This window comes from Winogradskyella costae (assembly GCF_013403865.1).
GTDB classification, from domain to species: Bacteria; Bacteroidota; Bacteroidia; order Flavobacteriales; family Flavobacteriaceae; genus Winogradskyella; species Winogradskyella costae.
On the sequence record NZ_JABFDK010000009.1, the window covers coordinates 115,502 to 135,471 of the forward strand.

Consider the following 19,970-nt stretch of genomic DNA (forward strand, 5'->3'; position numbering starts at 1 on the left):
CCAATTACTTTAGGTATTTGGTTGTAAGGTATTTTAATTTAACTTTTAGATAATTAGAGGCTTTAGGTTCATAAAATTCACTTAAAATAAAAGATATCGCAATCATAAGAAAAATGGTCGAAATTGCTACAGAATATTTATTGGTGTCAGTACCTACATTATTAAAAATAATGTAGCCAACTTTCTGATGAATTAAGTAAAGAGGGTAGGTTAGCATTCCAATTTTAATAAATTTTGAAGAATTCATTCCTCGTAATTTATGACAAGCTACGAGTAATATGAGTAAGTAAAATATTACAATAATACCACAAGCAATAATAGGGGAGAATTCAATATTAAAATGATTTGCTTTTTTTGCAGTTTCTGTAATGGTGTGTTGTATTGATGTGAATAATGCAATGGATAATAGTACGGCATATTTTACATTTAATTTACTTTTATAAATCTGATACAAAATCATGCCTGCAATAAAGTAAGAGCTCCAGTCTAAAATAAAAAGCGAATTACCAATTCTAAAGATAGGGAGTTCACTAAAGTAGAGATATAATACCGAAAGTGTCAGCCAGGTATAAATTAAATAATCTAATTTTATAGGTTTAAATTTATTTAGAACGAGATAAGAACCAATGATGAAAATATAGAATTTCATTTCTATAAAGAGCGTCCAGTAGACGCCATCAATACTTTCGACCCTAACATAATTATGAAACATGGAAAGGTTCAAAATAAATTGCTCCAATTCGGCTGTAAATCTAGGAGCTCCAAATAAAAGGATCACAACGAAAGTTATTAAAACACAAATCCAATAAATAGGATATAATCGCGATAGTCTCGAAATTATAAATTTGATTAACGATCTATCTTTGATCGACAATGAAATCACAAACCCACTGATTATGAAGAATATATTTATACCTAGAAAACCATATTTAAAGTAATCACTAATTTCACTAAAGTCTAAATCAGACAAATTATCTGCCGCATAGCCTCTAAAAAAATAATGATAAAGAACAACAATTAAAGCCGCAAAAAACCGAAACAAGTCTAGTTGGTAAATTCTATTTTTTGATTTTATGGACACTATCTAAATGTTTAATAGCGCATAAATACAAATTATAAATTTCCCAAAGTTACATTCCAAGATTTTTTTTAAACGGCAATTTTGTTATTCCTTATCATTTTTAAATGCCTGAACTAAGAAATAAGTCTAACTATTTAGTCTCAGGAACAGGAAATCCACGATCTTTCATTAAGGCTTCAATCTTAGCATCGCGTCCCCTAAATTTTCTATAAGCTTCTGCAGGATCCATAGCATTCCGGGGTGCAAATAAATACTTCACTAATTTATCGGCAACTGTTTTGTCATAAAAACCACCTTCAGATTCTTTAAAAGCTTCCGAGGCATCACTTGTTAAGACATCGGCCCACATATAACCGTAATAAGCGGTTGCATAACCTTCGCCAGAAAACACATGTCCAAATTGCGGTGTTCTGTGACGCATAGGTAATTCTTTTGGCATTCCTAATTCGTCTAGAGTTTCACGCTCAAATTTATCAATGTCAATATCCGTTGGGTCTGCCAAGTGCAATTTCATATCAATTAAAGCAGAGGCTAAATATTCTGTAGTTCCGAAGCCTTGGTTAAATGTAGAAGCGTTCTTTATTTTCTCAACTAATGCAGCAGGAATTGGCTCACCTGTTTTATAATGTACTAAAAATTGATTAATGACTTTATCTGTAGATAACCAACGCTCTAATAATTGCGATTGGAATTCCGTGTAATCTCTTACTCCTCCATTTAAGGTTGGATATTTTACATCGGCAGAGAAGAAATGAAGGGCATGCCCAAATTCATGAAAAAATGTCGTTGCATCATCCCACGATACTAAGACAGCTTCCCCTGGAGCAGGCTTTACAAAATTAGAATTGTTAGAGGCTAAAACATTTTTCTCTCCTTCAAAAGAATCAGAACTTCGATAGGTTGTTGCCCAAGCACCAGAACGTTTACCTTGGCGTGCAAACGGATCTAAATACCATAAGCCAATATGTTTGCTAGAATCTTTGTCGGTCACTTCCCAAACCTTTACATCCTCATGAAACACAGGAACTGAGCCTTCTGCAACCGGTGTAAATTTATAATTAAATAATTCACCTGCGGTAAAAAACATAGCTTCCGTAAGTTTATCTAATTGTAGATATTGTTTCACTTCGTCACTATCCAAATCGTATTTCTTTTTACGTACTTTCTCTGCGTAGTATCTATAATCCCATGGTTCTATAGTAATGTTGTCGCCAAGTTCGTTAGCTACTGTTTGCATATCTGCAACTTCCTCTTTTACTCTCGCGGTTGCAGCTGGCCAAACAGCCATCATTAAATCCATTGCCTTTTCTGGCGTTTTTGCCATACGATCTTGCAATCTCCATTCTGCATAATTGTCATAGCCCATTAATCCCACACGTTCTTTACGTAGCTGTAATATCTTAGCTATAATTTTGTTATTATCATAATCATCGCCATTATCTCCTCTAGAATAATAGTTCTCCCAAACTTGCTTACGTAATTTGCGTTCTGTGGAATAGGTGAGGAAGGGATCCATTGACGAACGTGAGTTGGTGATAGCATATTTACCGTCTTCTTGCTTGTCTGTGGCTATTTTTGCAGCCGATTTAATAAAACCATCTGCTAAACCGCCTAATTGATCTTCTGTTAAATAAGTGATGTAATTCTCTTCATCGTGCAATACATTATTTGCAAAATCGGTGTAAAGTGTAGATAATTCCTTGTTGATTTCAGCATAGCGCTTTTTCTTCTCAGCATTAAGATTGGCACCATTCATTTCAAACTGCTTGTAGGTTAAATCCACGACTCGCTGAGCTTGTGGCTCTAAAGGTGTTTCTTGAGATGCCTCGTAAACCGTTTTAATACGTTGGAAGAGTTTTTCGTTCTGAGAGATCTCTGATCTAAAATCCGAAAGTTTTGGTGCTAACTCGGCTTGTACAGCTCTAAATTCTGGTGAAGAGACGTTACTCCCCATAATTCCATAATAGGTAAATACACGACTAAGTTCTTTGCCTGCACTTTCCATGGCAACAATTGTGTTTTCAAAAGTAGCAGGTTCTAGATTATTGGCAATTTTATCAATCTCAGCCAAATTAATCTTCATCGCTTCTTCCATTGCTGGTTTTATAGCTTCAACTGAAACTTTATCAAAAGCAGGCACACCTTTGTAAGGTCCTGTCCATTCTTGGATTAATATATTGTCACTCATGATTTGTTCGGGATTTTTAGTTTCCTCTTTACAGCTAGAAAAAAGTACGATGCTACAAATTAAGGTAGCCTTAATCGATTTTGATATCATATTTGATGGTTTTTATAAGGAAAACAAGGTACTGAAAATAGGGAGGATATTTCTTAATTATTTTATAATTATTAAAGCAAGTTTCACAGCGATTAACAGTGTTTTAAAGAAAAGGATTACAAATTATTAGTTACAAAAAAAGACACATCTGTTATCTTTCATTTAGGAGTTTTTGCGACTTTTGCGCTTTAGCGAGATAAAATTATATTGAGATTTACGGAGTAATCACATAGGCTCGCAGAGAGAAAAAGGTTGTCACCGGTTATTCAAATCGTTAAATTAAGAAATATACGCTTTCATTTAACCTTATAGCTTTTACTCTTAGGTTCTTTTTAATTTTGCGACTCTACTATCAACTCACTCAATCAACTCCACCTTTCTAATATAAACATTACTTAAAGGCCAATCTCCGTCATCGGTTTTTACATTCGCAATTTTATCTACCACATCCATCCCTGAGGTGACTTCTCCAAACACAGTATAATCGCCATCTAAGTAATCTGCTCCACCATCGCGTTGAATTATAAAAAACTGAAAAGGCGAGGCTAATTTATAAGCATTTTCAATTTCGCTACTTGGCATAGAAATCGCACCGCGTTTATGAGTATAGCCTCGTTTTGTATCTGGAGGTAATAAATAATGACCGATTTTCTGTCGTCTTTTGGCGATATGAAAATCATCACTACTGCCTCCCTGAATCACAAAATTTTTCACCACTCTGTAAAATTGAGTGCCATTAAAATATTGACGTTTCGTGAGATAAACAAAATTGGCTCTATGGAATTTTGTTTTATCATACAGCCGAATTTCTATTGGTCCAAAATCAGTGGTTATTCTTACTTTGTCTTCTTTATTTTCTTTTTCATATTCTAAAAAGAACTCCATCGCATTATTATCTGTAAGTAGGGGAAATTCTGATATGGCTGTCTTTTGAGAATCAGTTTTGGGTTTTGATTTAATAGAATCTTTTACAACTGTAGTATTTGTTTTTTTTGAAGTTTGCTTATCTTCACAACTCAGAAGTAATAATCCTAGTCCAATAACTATTGGAAACACTAATTGAAATCTCATAAATGCTTTTTAATACGTTTTTAGAATCTGTAGTAAAAATAAAACATCTTGAGCTTTCAGGCGAAGACTCTCATGCAAAAATGTCTCCACCTTATCGGTTAGACTTGGCAAAAAAAGTAAGAGAGAAGGCTAAAACAGCTCGAAAGGCTGCTGTTATGGCATTGTTTTACCCCAACACTAATGACGAAACATATCTCGTTCTCATTCTTCGAAAAACGTATAAAGGAGTACATTCTGCACAAGTTGGTTTTCCTGGTGGTAAGTATGAGGATGCCGACAATGATGATTTAATGGTAACGGCTATTAGAGAAACAGAGGAAGAGATTGGCGTCAGCCGTATACATCTAAATGTTTTAAAAAAAATGTCGCCATTATATATCCCTCCAAGTAATTTTATGGTGCATCCTTATATAGGTATTTCAAAAGAGTATTTAATTTTTACCAAGCAAGATGAAGAAGTAGAAGCTATTATTGAAGTATCGCTAAGTGATTTTTTAAGTGATAATAAAATCTTAACCACAAGAGTACCAACATCTTTTAATGAGGAGGTTGATGTGCCTGCTTTTAAATTTAATGGTCATATTGTTTGGGGAGCAACCGCAATGATGCTTGGTGAAATAAAAGACTTGTTAAAACAAGTTTTATAATTTAACTTAATGGTTACATTTGTAGTTGACAAAATTTGAAAAATTTACTATGGGATTATTTAAAAGAAATCCTTTTGGACATATACTTTGGGTTAAAAAATGGTTGATTAGAATCTTAGGTGCCTTAACGCATCGTCGTTTTAGGGGATTCAATGAATTACAGATCGAAGGTTCAGAAATCATTAAAAACCTACCAGACAATAACGTCTTATTTATTTCTAACCATCAAACCTATTTTGCAGATGTAATTGCAATGTTTCATGTGTTTAATGCTAGTTTAAGTAATCGTGATGACTCTATTAAGAATATTGGATATCTATGGAATCCTAAGCTGAACGTTTACTATGTCGCGGCAAAGGAAACTATGAAATCTGGACTTTTACCAAAAGTCCTGGCTTATGTAGGTTCTATAAGTATAGAGCGTACATGGAGATCGCAAGGTAAGGATGTGAATCGCCAAGTGAAAATGAGTGATATTTCTAGTATTGGGAAAGCTTTAGACGATGGTTGGGTTATTACATTTCCACAAGGAACAACCACACCATTTAAACCCATTAGAAAAGGAACTGCTCACATTATAAAACGCTACAAACCTATTGTTATACCAATTGTTATTGATGGTTTTAGACGTTCTTTTGATAAAAAAGGTTTACGGGTTAAAAAGAAAAATATATTTCAATCCTTTGAAATAAAAGCTCCTTTAGAAATAGATTACGAGAATGAATCTATCGATTCTATCGTTGAAAAAATTGAATATGCTATTGAGCAACACCCTTCATTTTTAAAAGTAATTCCGCAAGCTGTACTTGAAGAGAATGAGCGTTTAAATAAGGAATTGCGAGATATGTAGATTTTAATCTTCATAACTCAATTCTATGTTTAAAAATAGTAAGCTTGAATTAGTTATTCTTTGCGTCATCATATTGAGCAACATGAGTTATCTAAATATTTATAGAACACCATTGAGCTAGTATTTGATTGTTAAACATAAATAAAAACAGCCTTCAGAATCATATCGTGATTCTGAAGGCTGTTTTTACTTAAAAGTGACTTTTAGAAGTCTTAAACTTCAATCTTCTTTAATTCAGTATAGTTTCTGTTTAAGCGTTTTAGAAGTATCCCATAAACAAGCTTGTAAAATAACCAAAAGACTAATATAAAGACGCCTGTTAGTAAAACAGTAAATCCATATAGGAATAACATCTGTTTAGAATTAAAGGCTTCAACTTGATTGTGAAACTCTATATTTTGATTAAACTCAAGATATAATGTTAATGGCACAGAAATAAAAATTATCACTAAATTATAAATCACATAGTATTTAACAATTTTACGAGTTCTTAAAATACTCTCCATCAGTTTTTTTGCATTGTCCGTGGTAGAAATTGACTTATATGATTTATACAATAAATATATAAACATAAGAGTTACGATAAAGCCAAGAATTGTAATACCAACAAACAATGGATTGTGATAACTTTTATCTAAACTCTCTTTATACGTGTCAGATGAAAAGTAAGGTAAAACGTTTATAAGAATCCATAATCCTAACTCTGCAATACTTATATAAAACAAGGTTTTTACAATGCTAGACGATTTTTTATGACTCATTTTATAGATATCACTATCTGAAAATGATTTATATTGATTCTCGGATTTATTCCAATCCTTCTTTAATAATTCTAATTCATCCATAATGTTACGGATTAAGTATGGTTTTTAATTTCTTTTTAACGCGATTCATTTTCACTCGTGCATTCACTTCAGATATACCCAGAGTCGCGCTTATTTCTCTGTAATCTTTGTCTTCTAAATACAAGAAAACTAAAGCTTTTTCAATGTCATTTAATTGATGTACAGCTTGGTATAAGAGCTTTAGCTGCTGCTCTTCTGTATCATCGTAGTCTTCCGCCTTTATTTTAAACTCAACGGAATCAAATTCCTGAGTATTTATACTTCTTTTCGATTTTCTGTATAACGTAATTGCGGTATTTAACCCTACACGATACATCCAAGTGCTAAACTTAGCATCTCCTCTGAATTTAGGAAAGGCTCTCCATAATTGTATGGTGATTTCTTGAAACAAATCGTTATGCGCATCTGCATTGTTGGTGTATAAACGGCACACCTTATGCACAATGTTCTGATGCTTTTGCAACTGTTCTACAAAACTATGTTCTAGTTCTTTGTTCAATTGATGAAATTAGTTGGTTACCTTATTAGTAGTAAGAGTTTCTCTTTTGTTACAAATTTATGTAACTATTGTTTTCAAAAAACAATTTTTAGGGTTCATAATGCGTATTTTTACACCTGAAATTACAATAGATATTTAATGAATATTCCTCAGTCTAATCTACCAAGAATCGTCATTATAGGCGGTGGTTTTGCTGGTATAAATTTAGTAAAATCCTTAGCTAATAAAAATGTTCAAGTTGTCTTAATAGATAAACGGAACTACCACACGTTTCAACCATTATTATACCAAGTGTCTAGTTCTGGTTTAGAACCAGATTCTATTGCTTATCCACTTCGAAAGATTATTAAAAAACATCACACCACGTTTTTCCGATTGGCAGAAGTTGAGCAAATTTTACCAGAAAAGAATGAAATCATTACGTCTATTGGTCATTTAACTTATGATTATCTAGTTCTTGCTACTGGAACAAAAACTAATTATTTTGGTAATAAAGCTATTCAGTCTTCTAGCATGCCAATGAAAACAGTACCACAAGCTTTAGATATAAGAAGTCTTATTTTACAAAATTTTGAAAAAGCAGCCATTGCAGATTCAAAAAGTGAGCGCGAAGCTTTTCTTAATTTTGTGATTGTTGGAGCAGGTCCGACAGGAGTGGAGCTTGCTGGTGCGATTGCAGAATTAAAGAATAATATTTTGCCACGAGATTATCACGATTTAGATCCTGATGATATGCATATTCACTTATTAGAAGGTGCAGGTCGTGTACTGCCACCAATGAGTGAACACGCTTCAAAAAAGGCAACAAAGTTTTTAAATAAATTAGGAGTCAAAATACATTGTAACACCTTTGTAAAGCATTATGATGGTACAATGGTTACGACGAATACCGAATTAAAAATGGATTCTGAAACCTTAATTTGGGCGGCAGGTGTTACTGGTGCTCCGGTACAAGGCTTAAAAGCAGAGACTATAATAGAAGGAGCCAATCGGTACAAAGTGAATCAATTTAATCAAGTAGAAGATTACCCTAATATTTTTGCTGTTGGTGATATTGCTTTAATGGCTTCGGAAGTGTATCCTAAAGGCCATCCGCAAGTTGCCCAGCCGGCAATACAACAAGGTCATTTATTAGGGGAAAACTTAGTGCGACTAATAGAAAACAAACCATTGAAACCTTTTGTATATAAAGACAAAGGTTCCATGGCTACAATCGGAAGAAATAAAGCGGTTGTAGATTTAAAACACTATAAATTCGGCGGTTTTTTTGCCTGGTTTATTTGGATGTTTGTACACTTAATGTCTCTAGTCGGTTTTAGAAATCGTGTTATTGTATTGTTTAATTGGACTTATAATTATATTAATTTTGACAAAGCAGCACGACTTATAATTCGACCATTTAAAAAGTAATAGTTAATGACCTTTTAGCTTTAAAATACCAATAACAATTAAATATTGCGCTAAAGCATAGGTTACCATAATACTAATATTAGAATAGCTTAGTGGTTCATAAAACTTATTGACGGCCAATATACTATCTGAAATAAGAAAGAATAACGCACCTAAAAACACGAGTCCGTAACTCAATATATTTACCTTATCTTTTCTTAAATAGGCCGCGGTTGCCATACCTAGAATTGCCAGCATATAAATTATTACAGGAATCAACATCTCTCCTAAATTACCATTTAGAAAATAGAAAACACTAGCGCCATACAAAAGGAACAATGTTATAATTCCAAGTGGTGATTTTTGTGGGTTTCTATGTTTTAAAAATATCACTATATACATAACGTGCGCTGTTAAAAAAGCAACCAATCCCAATGCAAAAAAGTGAGGTGATCGATCTACAAACATCAGTAATATATCACCCAAAACTGAAAAAATCAATGCTAAAAGCGTTACGTTTTTAATAGCCGCAGGTAATGATTCAGATGTTTTTAAAAATAAAACAATAAGACTAATCACAATGGCAGGTTTGGCAATGTAATGGAGTGCGCTTAGCGATGCCATGCTTCCTGTTACAAGTTCTATAAGTACAATACAAAAAAATAAGATGCTGAATTGTTTTTCAGTAGAAGTTAACATGTGTGTTGGTTTTTGTGCCGATGCTTTGCAGCCAGAATCAAATATATTCAATTCGTCATTAATATTAAACAGTTCAGTACATTAGAATTCATGTCGATTTATAAATAGGTCAAATTTGTCTCATCAACAAACAACAAATTATTAATCCTCATGACATCATCGATCCGTACATATAAAATGAAGAATCTAAATATTGTAAGCAAACCTCTAATCATAATCCTTGCTCTCTTTATAAATACCATTGCATTTACACAAACTACCATTTCAGGAAAAGTTACAGACGCAAAAGGGGACGTTATAATGGGTGCCAATGTGTATTTAGAGGGTACTTATGATGGCGCTACTTCAGACGCTCAAGGTAATTTCGCCTTTTCTTCAACTGAAACAGGAATTCAACTTTTAATAATTTCCTATTTATCCTTTGAAACTAAAACGATTATGGAAGATGTTTCAAAACTACAAAACCTTCAGATTAAATTACGAGAAGATGTAGAATCCTTAGATGCCGTAATTATTAGCGCGGGCACGTTTGAAGCTGGCGACAATTCTAAAGTTTCAGTTTTAAAGCCATTAGATGTTGTAACCACAGCAAGTGCTTTAGGCGATTATGTTGGGGCGTTACAGACCTTACCCGGAACGTCGAATGTTGCAGAAGACGGTCGTTTGTTTGTACGTGGTGGTGACGCCGATGAAACACAAATTTTTATCGATGGTATTCGTGTGTTTACACCTTATATGCCAACCACTAATAATATTCCAACGCGTGGACGTTACTCTCCATTTTTGTTTGATGGTATTACATTTTCTACTGGTGGTTATTCTGCAGAATTTGGACAGGCATTATCGAGTGTATTACTTTTAAATACGATTGACGAGCCAGACCAAGATAAAACAGATATTGGGATTATGAGTGTTGGTGCTAGTTTAGGAAATACCCAAAAATGGGAGAAATCATCTTTAAGCTTTAATGCTAGTTACGTTAATCTAGCTCCTTACTTGGCTGTTTTTGAAGATAGAAATGACTGGAAAACACCTGTTTCCGCTGCACAAGGAGAAATGGTCTTTAGGCAAAAATTAAATAATGGCATGTTAAAATTTTATGCTGCCTTTGATGCTACTAAATTTGAATTAAATCAAGAAGATATAAATTATGAGGATGGTATTGACTTTAAGCTGAATAACAATAACTTCTATCTCAACACGTCGTATAAAGGTGTATTAGGAAACAATTGGACTTTATCTTCAGGTGCAAGTTATACTTATGCTAAAAATGATATAGGCATTCAAACCAGTCAGATAAATGATACCGAAAACTCGGCTCATGTAAAGTTAAAATTGAAAAAACGATTCAATAGTAGATTTAAATTGAGTTTTGGAGCCGAACAATTTATTACCGATTTTCAAGAGAATTATAAGGAAGATACGATTGATGAAAACTATGGTTTCAATAATAATATAACAGTAGGATTTGCTGAAGTAGATATCATCTTTTCTAAAAACCTAGCACTAAAGGTTGGATTGAGAGCAGACTATAGTTCTATATTTAATTCAATAGATATTGCACCAAGAGCTGCATTAGCTTATAAGAGTTCTAAAAATGGACAGTTCTCTTTGGCTTATGGTAACTTTTTTCAAAATCCGAATAGCAATGTTTTAAAGTTTGAACACGATTTAAAAGCACAAAAAACAGCGCATTATATTTTTAATTATCAATACGTAAATGATGGAAAAATTTTCAGAGTAGAAGCATATAGAAAAGATTATGATAACCTCATAAAATTTGACAGTGCGTTTGAAACCTTTGAAACTAATTTTGAATCTACAGGTACGGGGTATGCACAAGGTCTCGATCTATTTTGGAGAGATAACACAAGCATAAAAAACTTGGATTATTGGATTAGTTATTCCTATTTAGATACCGAACGCGATTATAGGAATTATACAATGGCAGCACAACCAAATTACGCAACCAACCATAATGTATCTATTGTGGGGAAGTATTGGATAGAAAGGTGGAAAAGCCAAGTTGGATTTGATTACGGCTTTTCTTCTGGTCGTCCTTATACCAATCCTAATACCAATGCATTTCTAAGCGAACGTACAAAACCATTTCATAATCTGAGTTTTAATTGGGCTTATTTGTTAGATAAACAAAAGATTCTTTATGTTTCTGTAAGTAACGTATTAGGCATTAAAAATATAAGTGGTTATCAATACGCAACTACTCCAAACTCAAACGGACAATTTAGCAGAAGTGCATTAACTCCTGCTGCAGATCAATTTTTCTTTGTTGGGTTCTTTTGGACTATTAGTGAAAACGGAACTGACAATCAATTAGATAATTTGTAAGTCTTAAGTTATTGGCTATTAGGTAAACATGACATAAGTCATAATTTCTAAGCTTTATGATTCTTACTTTTATATAACAAAATTAAACGTCATGGAACTCAAGAAAAACCCAAAAGCCAATGTAGGTCGAAACAGCAGTTTATTTTTTGCTGTTGGCTTAAACGTAATGTTACTCCTAACGTATATAGGATTGGAACATAAGACTTACGATAAAGAAGTTGTTAAGATTGACCTCCTTATGTTAGAAACACAAATTGATGAAGATATTCCAGTCACAACAATAGATGTGCTGCCACCACCTCCTCCTCCGCAACAAAAAGCAGTCTCTGAAGTTATTACAATTGTTGAAGATGTTGTAGATATTGAAGAAAGTGTTATTCAAAGTACAGAGATAGGACAAGATGATATTATTGATGAGCGTGAAGTTGGTATTGAAGACGTCGCTGTAGAGGAAATAGAAGAAGACATCGAAGTACCTTTTGCTTTAATTGAAAAGGTGCCACAATTTCCAGGGTGTACCGGGAATAATAAAGAACTTAGAGCGTGTTTTGAACGAAAAATTCAAGAGCATTTACAAAAGCACTTTAGATATCCTGCAGCTGCAGCAGAACTTAATATTGATGGTAAAGTATTTGTGTTTTTTTTAATTGATAAAAGTGGTAACGTGACTAAGGTTAAGAGTAGAGGACCCGATCAACTTTTAGAAACAGAAGCAGAACGTATCATAAATTTATTACCAAAAATGGAACCAGGAAAACAACGCGATATAAATGTAAGTGTGCCTTATAGTATTCCAATTAACTTTCAATTACAATAATATTGAAACCGCTTCCATAATATAAATTCTGAGTTTAGTTGAAATGAAATGTCATATTGAGTACAGTTAAAAACATAACGAATTAAATATTCAATGTCTTTTTTACTGTGCTCAAATTGGCATTTTTTATAGATTATGTTTCATAAAGGATTTTCTAGTACGCACCAATTGCATTCCGTTTTTTTCTAGAATAGTGTTAGAAGCTATATGGTTAGCATGAGCTACTGCACCATTTTTTTAGGTTTAAATATTTAAGCCCATATTCTAAAGAAACTAAGGCAGCTTCAGTAGCATAACCTTTTCCTCAAAATTGTTCTATAAGTCTGTAACCAATATCATAATAGTTAAATTCTTTTCTGAGTAATGTTTCATACTTAAGTCCAGACCAACCTATAAATACAGTTGTTTTTTTATCTATTATTGCTAAACGATTGACATGATTCGTTTTGTATAGTTATAAAATATTAGCAATCGTAGCTTTAGATTCTTTAAGTGTTTTTACAGGCTTATTTCCAAAAAAAAACATGGACATTAGGATTTGAATCTAACTCAAAAAAATCGTGCACGTCATGCTCTGCAATTGGCCTTAAGAGGAGTCGTTCAGTTTCAATAGTTATATAATTCTTACTTGCTCTTGGTTTTTTCTATTTAGAATACTATGTCCCTTACATTCAGAAAATTGAATTTAAATTATAATCTTTTATGATGTTATTATTTTAAGATTAAATATTTATTTAACTTTAAAAATTAGATGACAAAATTCAAACTATGAATCAGATTATTACATTCGGAGAAGTTTTAATGCGTATTTCCCCAAGAGGTAACAAAAAGTTTATGCAATCTAATATTGCTGAGTTCTATTTTGGAGGTACAGAATTAAATGTTGGTATCTCTATTGCAAATTTTGGTGGTAAAGTAAAGCATATTAGTGTTGTTTCAGATGATTTTATTGGAGACACCGCTTTAGCATACATTAGAAAATTTGGAGTAAGTACGTCATCAATAGAATATTCAAGCCGACCTCTAGGCGTTTATTTTTTAGAAGTAGGCGCGGTAATGCGTCCTAGTAAAATTTCTTATAACAGATCACATTCGTCTTTTTCGGAAATAGTTCCTTCAATGGTAGATTGGGAAAAGGCGTTAAAAAAGGCTAATTGGTTGCACTGGACAGGTATTACGCCAGCATTAACGCAAGGTGCCTTTGATACTCTAAAAGAAGGCCTTGTTTTAGCTAAAGAAATGGGGATCACCGTTTCTGCGGATCCAACATACCGTAATGGTTTATGGCAGTATGGAAAGGATGCAAAATCGTCTTTAATAGAATTATTACAATATTCCAATATTTTTATTGGTGGTATTAATGAAATTAATGAAGTTTTAGATACGGACTATAGCTATTCAAATGAAGATTTTTTAAAAGCGAGTCAACAATTGATGGAAACTTTCCCTTCTATAGAAAAGGTGTTCGATAAAATAAGAACTTCGTTAAATTCATCATGGCATCGCATAAGGGCTAGGATGTGGAATGGTATTGAATTTAAAGAATCTGAAGATCTAGATATTACGCACGTTATAGATAGAATTGGTACGGGCGATGCCTTTGCAGCTGGTTTAATCCATGCTTTACAACAGTACGATGATTTTAAAGCAATGCAGTTTGCGAGTGCAGCTTGTGCATTAAAGCACACCTACGAAGGTGATGTTAATTATGCTAATGCAGCCGATGTTATATCTATCTTAGATGGTAATGTTTCTGGACGTTTTCAGCGTTAAGACAATATAAAATCTAATTTAAAATGTTGTTAGAATAAGAATACTTCGTAGTTCACTCAATAAAAGAACGTATAAGAATTAATAGGATTTATTTAGATTAAGTATCTAAATAAATTTCATTCGATTTTCTGTATTCTGAAGGCCGTTTGCCCATTACGTTACTAAATGTATTACTAAAGGTTGGTAAACTGCTGTAACCTACCATATGCGCAATTTCTGATATATTATAATCTGAATTCATTAAATATTCCAAAGACTTAAATATCCGTAATTGTGTATAATATTTTATGAACGACATGCCTACATCTTTCTTAAAAAGTCTGTATAGTGATTTATCAGTCATACTAAATTTTGAAGCCAACTGTGGTAATAAATGCTCTTGGTGTATATGATCTTTAAGGTAATTCGTAATCTTTATTAATCGGTTGTCTGTTGGATGCGGGAGTTCTAAATGTAAAGATGTTGAAACTGTTTGCTCTAAAAGAGCCTTAAAAGAACTGACAATTAAGAATTTGTTTTTTTGAGATTTTAAAATATCACCATTCCAAGTTTTAGTAAACAGTAACATTTCCATGAGTAAATTATTTATAGGATAAATACCTTCTTTGCTATAAAATACAGAAGTAATAGTTGGCATAGGAAAGTACAAATTTCGCATTACAACCTTCGGTGAACTTGGGTAAATGGCGTGTCTTACTCCAGACGGAATCCACATATAATGGCGTGCAGGCAGGTAGTACATTCTGGTATTGGTTTTTATATGAACCACGCCGCCTTCCACATAAATAAATTGACCTTTATCGTGACTATGCGATTTTATGAATTTTTCGCCCATGGCATTATGATAACAAAATATGCTTAGCGGATTTTTATCAACTTCGGTTAAATAATACTTAGAATTCATAAAATATTTAAAAGGATATGTATTTGCACTAAATTAATAAAATAATGTCTTATTTCAATAAATAGACATTAAATATCTTCTATAAATTGCAACTTCGTTTTATTAAAAACATAATAAAATGCGTCATAAGAATAAAAAAGGTAATTTTTTTAGCAATAATTTATAATATGATTAATAATAAACAAAGAATTAAATATTCTGCTTTTTTAGATAAAATTCAAACGCCAGAGCAAGCTGCATTACTCATAAAGGATCGAGATATATTAGGTGTGAGTGGTTTTACTAAAGCTGGTGATAGTAAAACAGTGTTACCTCAATTGGCAAAAAGAGCATTGCTTGAGGACATAAAAGTTACCGTATTAAGTGGAGCTTCTTTGGGATATGATACGGATGCAGATTTGGCTAAAAACGGAGCTTTATATAAAAGAATGCCATTTCAAGCAGATCCTACGTTGCGAAAAAGTATTAACAATCATGAGGTTCTTTATGTAGATCAACACTTGGGGCAAACAGCAGATATGCTTCAAAAGATTGATAAATTTAAAATTGATATCGCTATTATTGAAGCCGTGTCTATTACAGAAGACGGTTATATTGTACCAACGACTTCGGTTGGGAATTCTCCCATTTTTGCAGATAAGGCAGATCAGATTATCATTGAAATTAATACGACATTCCCAGAGAGTCTTGCTGGTATTCATGATGTAAGGCTTTTGAAAAAGCAACCGAATCGTGAGGTTATTCCCGTATTAAATTCCGATACAAGAATAGGAGATCCTTATATAAAAATTGATCCTAATAAAGTGGCGGCTATTGTTTTTACCGAAGTGCCAGATAGTCCAGCTGTAATCGCTGATCCCGATGAAAAAACGAAGGCAATCTCTCATCATATTCTTAAGTTTCTCGAAAATGAAGTAGAAGCGGGGAGACTCACAGAATCATTGCTGCCTTTACAGGCAGGTATTGGTAAGACAGCTAATGCTATATTATCGGGTTTTACTGATAGTAAGTTTAAAAATCTCACAATGTATTCTGAAGTGCTTCAAGATAGTACATTTGAGCTTTTTGATTCTGGTAAATTGTTATTTGCATCGGCTTCGTCTATTACGGTGACCGAATCGTGCTCAAATAAAATCTTCAGTAATTTTGAAAATTATAAAGAAAAATTGCTTTTGCGACCGCAGAACATTAGCAATGCTGCCGAAGTGATTAGTCGCTTGGGAGTTATCGGAATTAATACAGCTATAGAGGTTGATATTTATGGAAATGTAAATTCTACCCATATCGCAGGAACCAAAATGATGAATGGTATTGGCGGTTCTGGCGATTTTGCAAGAAATGGATACCTTAGTATTTTTGCATGCCCTTCTATATCTAAGGAAGGACGTATATCTCATATTGTTCCTATGGTTTCTCATACGGATCATACGGAGCACGACGTTGATATTTTAGTAACTGAACAAGGATTAGCAGATATTAGAGGTTTAGCACCCGTTGAAAGAGCACGAGTTATCATTGAAAATTGTGTACATCCAGAATATAAACATCAATTGTTAGCCTATTTTGAAGAGGCTTATGCGTTAGGAGGACAGACTCCACATATTCTCGAAAAAGCCTTTAGCTGGCACACACAATTAAAAAATAATGGAACAATGAAAGTTGATGAATTGGTTAATAGTTCTTTTTAATTTAAAGGGTTAGCTCAACGCACCAAGCAATAATTATAAGAATTTTGTATAATGTTTATATGACGCAAAGTTAGACTACCAAATTATATTATCTTAGAATTTAACAACTCGCTTATTCAGTATTACTTTAACTATTCTAACGCGTTAAAGTTAGCTATCACTTAAAATTCTTCGTACCGATGTCCAAAAACTTAATAATGAGGCTTTAGATTTATCTGAAAGCATGGAAAGTAATAACAAGTTGTTTATGTATTCTTTAATACTCTCACTATTGGGGCGGTGGTAAGCCATGTTCCATTCTGAAAAAAGTCGGTCTTCAATATTATTTTCCCAAAGTAACGTTATGGTGTGGTGGCGTTGATCGCTCTTAATTTTCTCAAAAACTCGGAGCACATCGATTTTGTTCCCTTCAAGGATTTGAACAAAACTACTATTATGATAAATGAGGCAACCTGTGATGGCTTTTTCTGAGTTTATTGTATTCGCTTTAGCGAGTATATTGTCTAAATCTTCAAGTTCTAGCCCTAATTTTGATTTAGAATGGTAATTTAATTGATACATGTTCTTGAAATTAACTTATTTAGGCATGATTATATGTTAAATAAGTTGGGGGTAAAGTTAATAAATAAATATTTACTAATTGTATAAGGGAGAAATGGGAATTGAATCTTAAGGCGGTACTTATGTAAATTAGGCTCAATTTTTAGTCGTATTATACTCAGGACTCACTAGTAGTATCATATTTAAATATGAAGTATATTGTTCTAATTACGGGTTATTAAGATTACATTAATTGTTGAGTACGATTCGTTTTAGCGCAGATTTTTATAATGTCTTGGTGCATGGTTACTAATGCGATTAAGTAATTTAGGACTAAGCAAGTACAAACTAAAGATAGCTTTATAATGATTTCACTTATAAAAAAATGAAAAACATTTAATTATAAGTTATTGATAAATCATTACTTATTAATGTGATATTGTTTAATTTGTTCCCATCGTTTTGGGTCAACAGTTGTCCAATAAACTTCATAAAAATCTCCTTTTTCCGAAGTATTACTTTTAATCATTTTTGAAAAGTATGCTATTAATTTAGTTCTGTATTCAGATTCATCAGACAATAAATCTTTATTCTTTTTATCAAAAACTAAAACTGAAGTATAGATGGTTTTCATGCTTTCTAAACCATTTGTGGCTACCATGAATTCAGTAGTATCGTTTGGAAATAGTTTTACATTATTCCAAAATAAAATCGGATGATGTTTTCCGTTTGGATAAATTTCATGATTCCATTTTCCAAATCTATCATACATGCCTTTTGATGTATAAAATGTTGAATGAACACATTCATATTTTACTTCGTTCAGGCGTATTGTGTCATTATCTACTATGGATACAAATTTTTCTTCTAGAATAGTTTTATAATCATTTTTTAATATAGACTTGCATCGCTTTTCGGGTCTTTTTTTAGTTGAGGCGCAAGAAATCAAAACTAAGGCTGATATTATTGCAAATATGAAATGTTTCATAATGTATATCTAGGTTAAAATGGACTATTGCTAACTTAGTGTTTTGGCCAAATTTTTTCAAATCTTTCACAAACTACAAGCATTTCATTTGTTGGTCTTTGTCCATTTTGTTTTAATGCCTTCGCAAAAAATTCCCAATGTGCTTTTTTCCACTTCTCGAGCGGTTTAATGGTTGTTCCTGTATCCATCTCAGCATAATCATTAGAAATCTCATTAAATGGAATTGTATCTACAAATTTTGTCTCAATTATGGCTTGTGCTATTCCGTCAAAATCCGTTACAATAAGTTTTGTTCCGATTTTTGGTAAGTCAGCATTTGCATCTCTATACCAAATGTATAACCCAGAACTTGCTTTCTTTTTCTCGTTAACAATTAATTTAGCTAAGTGATTTGCGTCTTTTTTATTATCGTGAAAAAAGTCAGAATCTGGGAGCTCGTCTTTTTTGAATTCGGGATTTGATTCCTTATAGTTATTCCACATGTCGTATACGGATTTGTCAATTCCGTTTCCTGTTATCAATACTTTTTCCGTTTCTACTTTAGCATTTAGCTCTTTTTTTTTGTCGGATTTACAATTTATTAAAGTTAGTATAAGAATGAATGCTAAATGTCTCACAGTTGTTAGATATTAAAGGTGACGTGTTTTTGCGTAATTTAATAAATTAAAATGGCATACAGCATATGAAATAATGTTTTAAGTAATATATAATCATTTAGTTAAAAGCACATGGCATATCTCTATTTCTGTTCAGATCGCTAATTTTTCAGCTTATTTCCGTTTTTAGATTTTCATCGTTTCTGTACATTTAGAGAGCATGTAATTCCTTCAAAGTTTTCAATCACGACTGAGTGATTGGTAATGATATTTGTTAAATTTTGAATACAATTCGGGTTTTTATTGACGAGTTTATATCCAATTTTGAAAGAAGCTTGTGGTTATAATCATTGAACAAATAGCCAATGATAATACGCTAATTAATAATAAAAAATTACCTCGATTTCTTATGATATGTTTTATTCCTATAACTAGAATAACAATTTGTGAGATGAGAAGGGGTATCGTCAATATTTCTCTAAAAATTCCAATTATAACTAATTTTATGTCATAAAGGTTAATCAACCAAATTAGAATGAAAAAAGATACAATCGTAAAATTTACAATTATTATATTTCTATTTGTTATTAAACTCTTCATGTTATTTGGGTTTGGGCTGCTACGCATAGGATGTTATTAGATTTATGTATAGTTCAATGTGAGGTTCAGTAAGGTATTTAGTAAATATAGAATAATATAAGAACGGAGTAATTTGCTGTGCATGTGTAAGTATTTTACTGATTCTATGATTCTATATTTTTACTTTCTTTTATTTGTTTTTTAATGGTGTATAGATTGTTTAATCCTAGATTAGTAAAAGAAAACGAACCAGAGGAAAATCCGCAGGATTTTCCAAGTACACACAGAACCAGCAATTAGTTATACACGTCTTAAGTTTACAATTCATTAAATTTAAGGATAAATCAGAAAAGACAAAAGAGAGGAGTAAGGTTAAT

17 protein-coding genes are annotated in these 19,970 nt (G+C 32.5%); 7 read left to right on the forward strand and 10 right to left on the reverse strand.

Annotated elements, in window-relative coordinates:
* Positions 1-4 precede the first annotated feature (4 nt).
* The 3 genes from HM986_RS15655 to HM986_RS15665 all read right to left on the reverse strand — a co-directional run bounded on the left by HM986_RS15655 (position 5) and on the right by HM986_RS15665 (position 4,430).
* Entirely contained in the window at positions 5-1,081 is a 1,077-nt protein-coding gene (locus HM986_RS15655; protein ID WP_179336013.1) for an acyltransferase family protein, read from the reverse strand.
* 130 nt (positions 1,082-1,211) lie between these two features.
* Positions 1,212-3,359 (reverse strand): M3 family metallopeptidase, encoded by a 2,148-nt coding sequence (locus HM986_RS15660; RefSeq protein ID WP_179336014.1) that lies wholly within the window; start codon positions 3,357-3,359, stop codon positions 1,212-1,214.
* A gap of 357 nt (positions 3,360-3,716) precedes the next feature.
* Complete coding sequence (locus HM986_RS15665) at positions 3,717-4,430, reverse strand: peptidylprolyl isomerase (protein ID WP_179336015.1); 714 nt, start codon at positions 4,428-4,430, stop codon at positions 3,717-3,719.
* A gap of 2 nt (positions 4,431-4,432) precedes the next feature.
* Here HM986_RS15665 and HM986_RS15670 point away from each other — a divergent pair, with 2 nt between their 5' ends.
* Complete coding sequence (locus tag HM986_RS15670; RefSeq protein WP_179336016.1) at positions 4,433-5,077, forward strand: NUDIX hydrolase; 645 nt, start codon at positions 4,433-4,435, stop codon at positions 5,075-5,077.
* 49 nt (positions 5,078-5,126) lie between these two features.
* Entirely contained in the window at positions 5,127-5,927 is an 801-nt protein-coding gene (locus HM986_RS15675) for a lysophospholipid acyltransferase family protein (protein ID WP_179336017.1), read from the forward strand.
* Positions 5,928-6,139: 212 nt separating this feature from the next.
* Here the strand turns inward: HM986_RS15675 and HM986_RS15680 are convergent, their stop codons facing one another.
* Entirely contained in the window at positions 6,140-6,772 is a 633-nt protein-coding gene (locus HM986_RS15680) for a hypothetical protein (RefSeq protein ID WP_179336018.1), read from the reverse strand.
* 4 nt (positions 6,773-6,776) lie between these two features.
* Positions 6,777-7,271 (reverse strand): RNA polymerase sigma factor, encoded by a 495-nt coding sequence (locus tag HM986_RS15685; protein ID WP_179336019.1) that lies wholly within the window; start codon positions 7,269-7,271, stop codon positions 6,777-6,779.
* Positions 7,272-7,409: 138 nt separating this feature from the next.
* Here HM986_RS15685 and HM986_RS15690 point away from each other — a divergent pair, with 138 nt between their 5' ends.
* On the forward strand, positions 7,410-8,681 hold the full coding sequence (locus tag HM986_RS15690) for an NAD(P)/FAD-dependent oxidoreductase (RefSeq protein ID WP_179336020.1): 1,272 nt from the start codon (positions 7,410-7,412) through the stop codon (positions 8,679-8,681).
* A gap of 3 nt (positions 8,682-8,684) precedes the next feature.
* Here HM986_RS15690 and HM986_RS15695 read toward each other — a convergent pair whose 3' ends face one another.
* Entirely contained in the window at positions 8,685-9,359 is a 675-nt protein-coding gene (locus tag HM986_RS15695; RefSeq protein ID WP_179336021.1) for a lysoplasmalogenase, read from the reverse strand.
* A 150-nt stretch (positions 9,360-9,509) separates the two neighbouring features.
* On the opposite strand from HM986_RS15695, the gene HM986_RS15700 reads away from it, so the two are divergent.
* The 3 genes from HM986_RS15700 to HM986_RS15710 all read left to right on the forward strand — a co-directional run bounded on the left by HM986_RS15700 (position 9,510) and on the right by HM986_RS15710 (position 14,298).
* Positions 9,510-11,708 (forward strand): TonB-dependent receptor, encoded by a 2,199-nt coding sequence (locus HM986_RS15700; RefSeq protein WP_246288521.1) that lies wholly within the window; start codon positions 9,510-9,512, stop codon positions 11,706-11,708.
* A gap of 91 nt (positions 11,709-11,799) precedes the next feature.
* Complete coding sequence (locus HM986_RS15705) at positions 11,800-12,525, forward strand: energy transducer TonB (protein ID WP_179336022.1); 726 nt, start codon at positions 11,800-11,802, stop codon at positions 12,523-12,525.
* A gap of 768 nt (positions 12,526-13,293) precedes the next feature.
* Complete coding sequence (locus HM986_RS15710) at positions 13,294-14,298, forward strand: sugar kinase (protein ID WP_179336023.1); 1,005 nt, start codon at positions 13,294-13,296, stop codon at positions 14,296-14,298.
* A 97-nt stretch (positions 14,299-14,395) separates the two neighbouring features.
* Here the strand turns inward: HM986_RS15710 and HM986_RS15715 are convergent, their stop codons facing one another.
* Positions 14,396-15,202 carry an AraC family transcriptional regulator gene (locus tag HM986_RS15715; RefSeq protein ID WP_179336024.1) on the reverse strand — a complete coding sequence of 269 codons (807 nt, stop codon included), beginning with the start codon at positions 15,200-15,202 and terminating at the stop codon, positions 14,396-14,398.
* A 167-nt stretch (positions 15,203-15,369) separates the two neighbouring features.
* Here HM986_RS15715 and HM986_RS15720 point away from each other — a divergent pair, with 167 nt between their 5' ends.
* A complete protein-coding gene (locus HM986_RS15720) occupies positions 15,370-16,890 on the forward strand; it encodes a succinate CoA transferase (protein WP_179336025.1) in 1,521 nt (506 codons plus the stop codon).
* A gap of 150 nt (positions 16,891-17,040) precedes the next feature.
* Here HM986_RS15720 and HM986_RS15725 read toward each other — a convergent pair whose 3' ends face one another.
* The 3 genes from HM986_RS15725 to HM986_RS15735 all read right to left on the reverse strand — a co-directional run bounded on the left by HM986_RS15725 (position 17,041) and on the right by HM986_RS15735 (position 19,035).
* Positions 17,041-17,451, reverse strand: a complete 411-nt coding sequence (locus HM986_RS15725) for a BLUF domain-containing protein (RefSeq protein WP_179336026.1) — start codon at positions 17,449-17,451, stop codon at positions 17,041-17,043.
* Between the two features lie 400 nt (positions 17,452-17,851).
* Complete coding sequence (locus HM986_RS15730) at positions 17,852-18,418, reverse strand: hypothetical protein (protein WP_179336027.1); 567 nt, start codon at positions 18,416-18,418, stop codon at positions 17,852-17,854.
* 35 nt (positions 18,419-18,453) lie between these two features.
* A complete protein-coding gene (locus tag HM986_RS15735) occupies positions 18,454-19,035 on the reverse strand; it encodes an ASCH domain-containing protein (RefSeq protein ID WP_179336028.1) in 582 nt (193 codons plus the stop codon).
* Positions 19,036-19,970 lie beyond the last annotated feature (935 nt).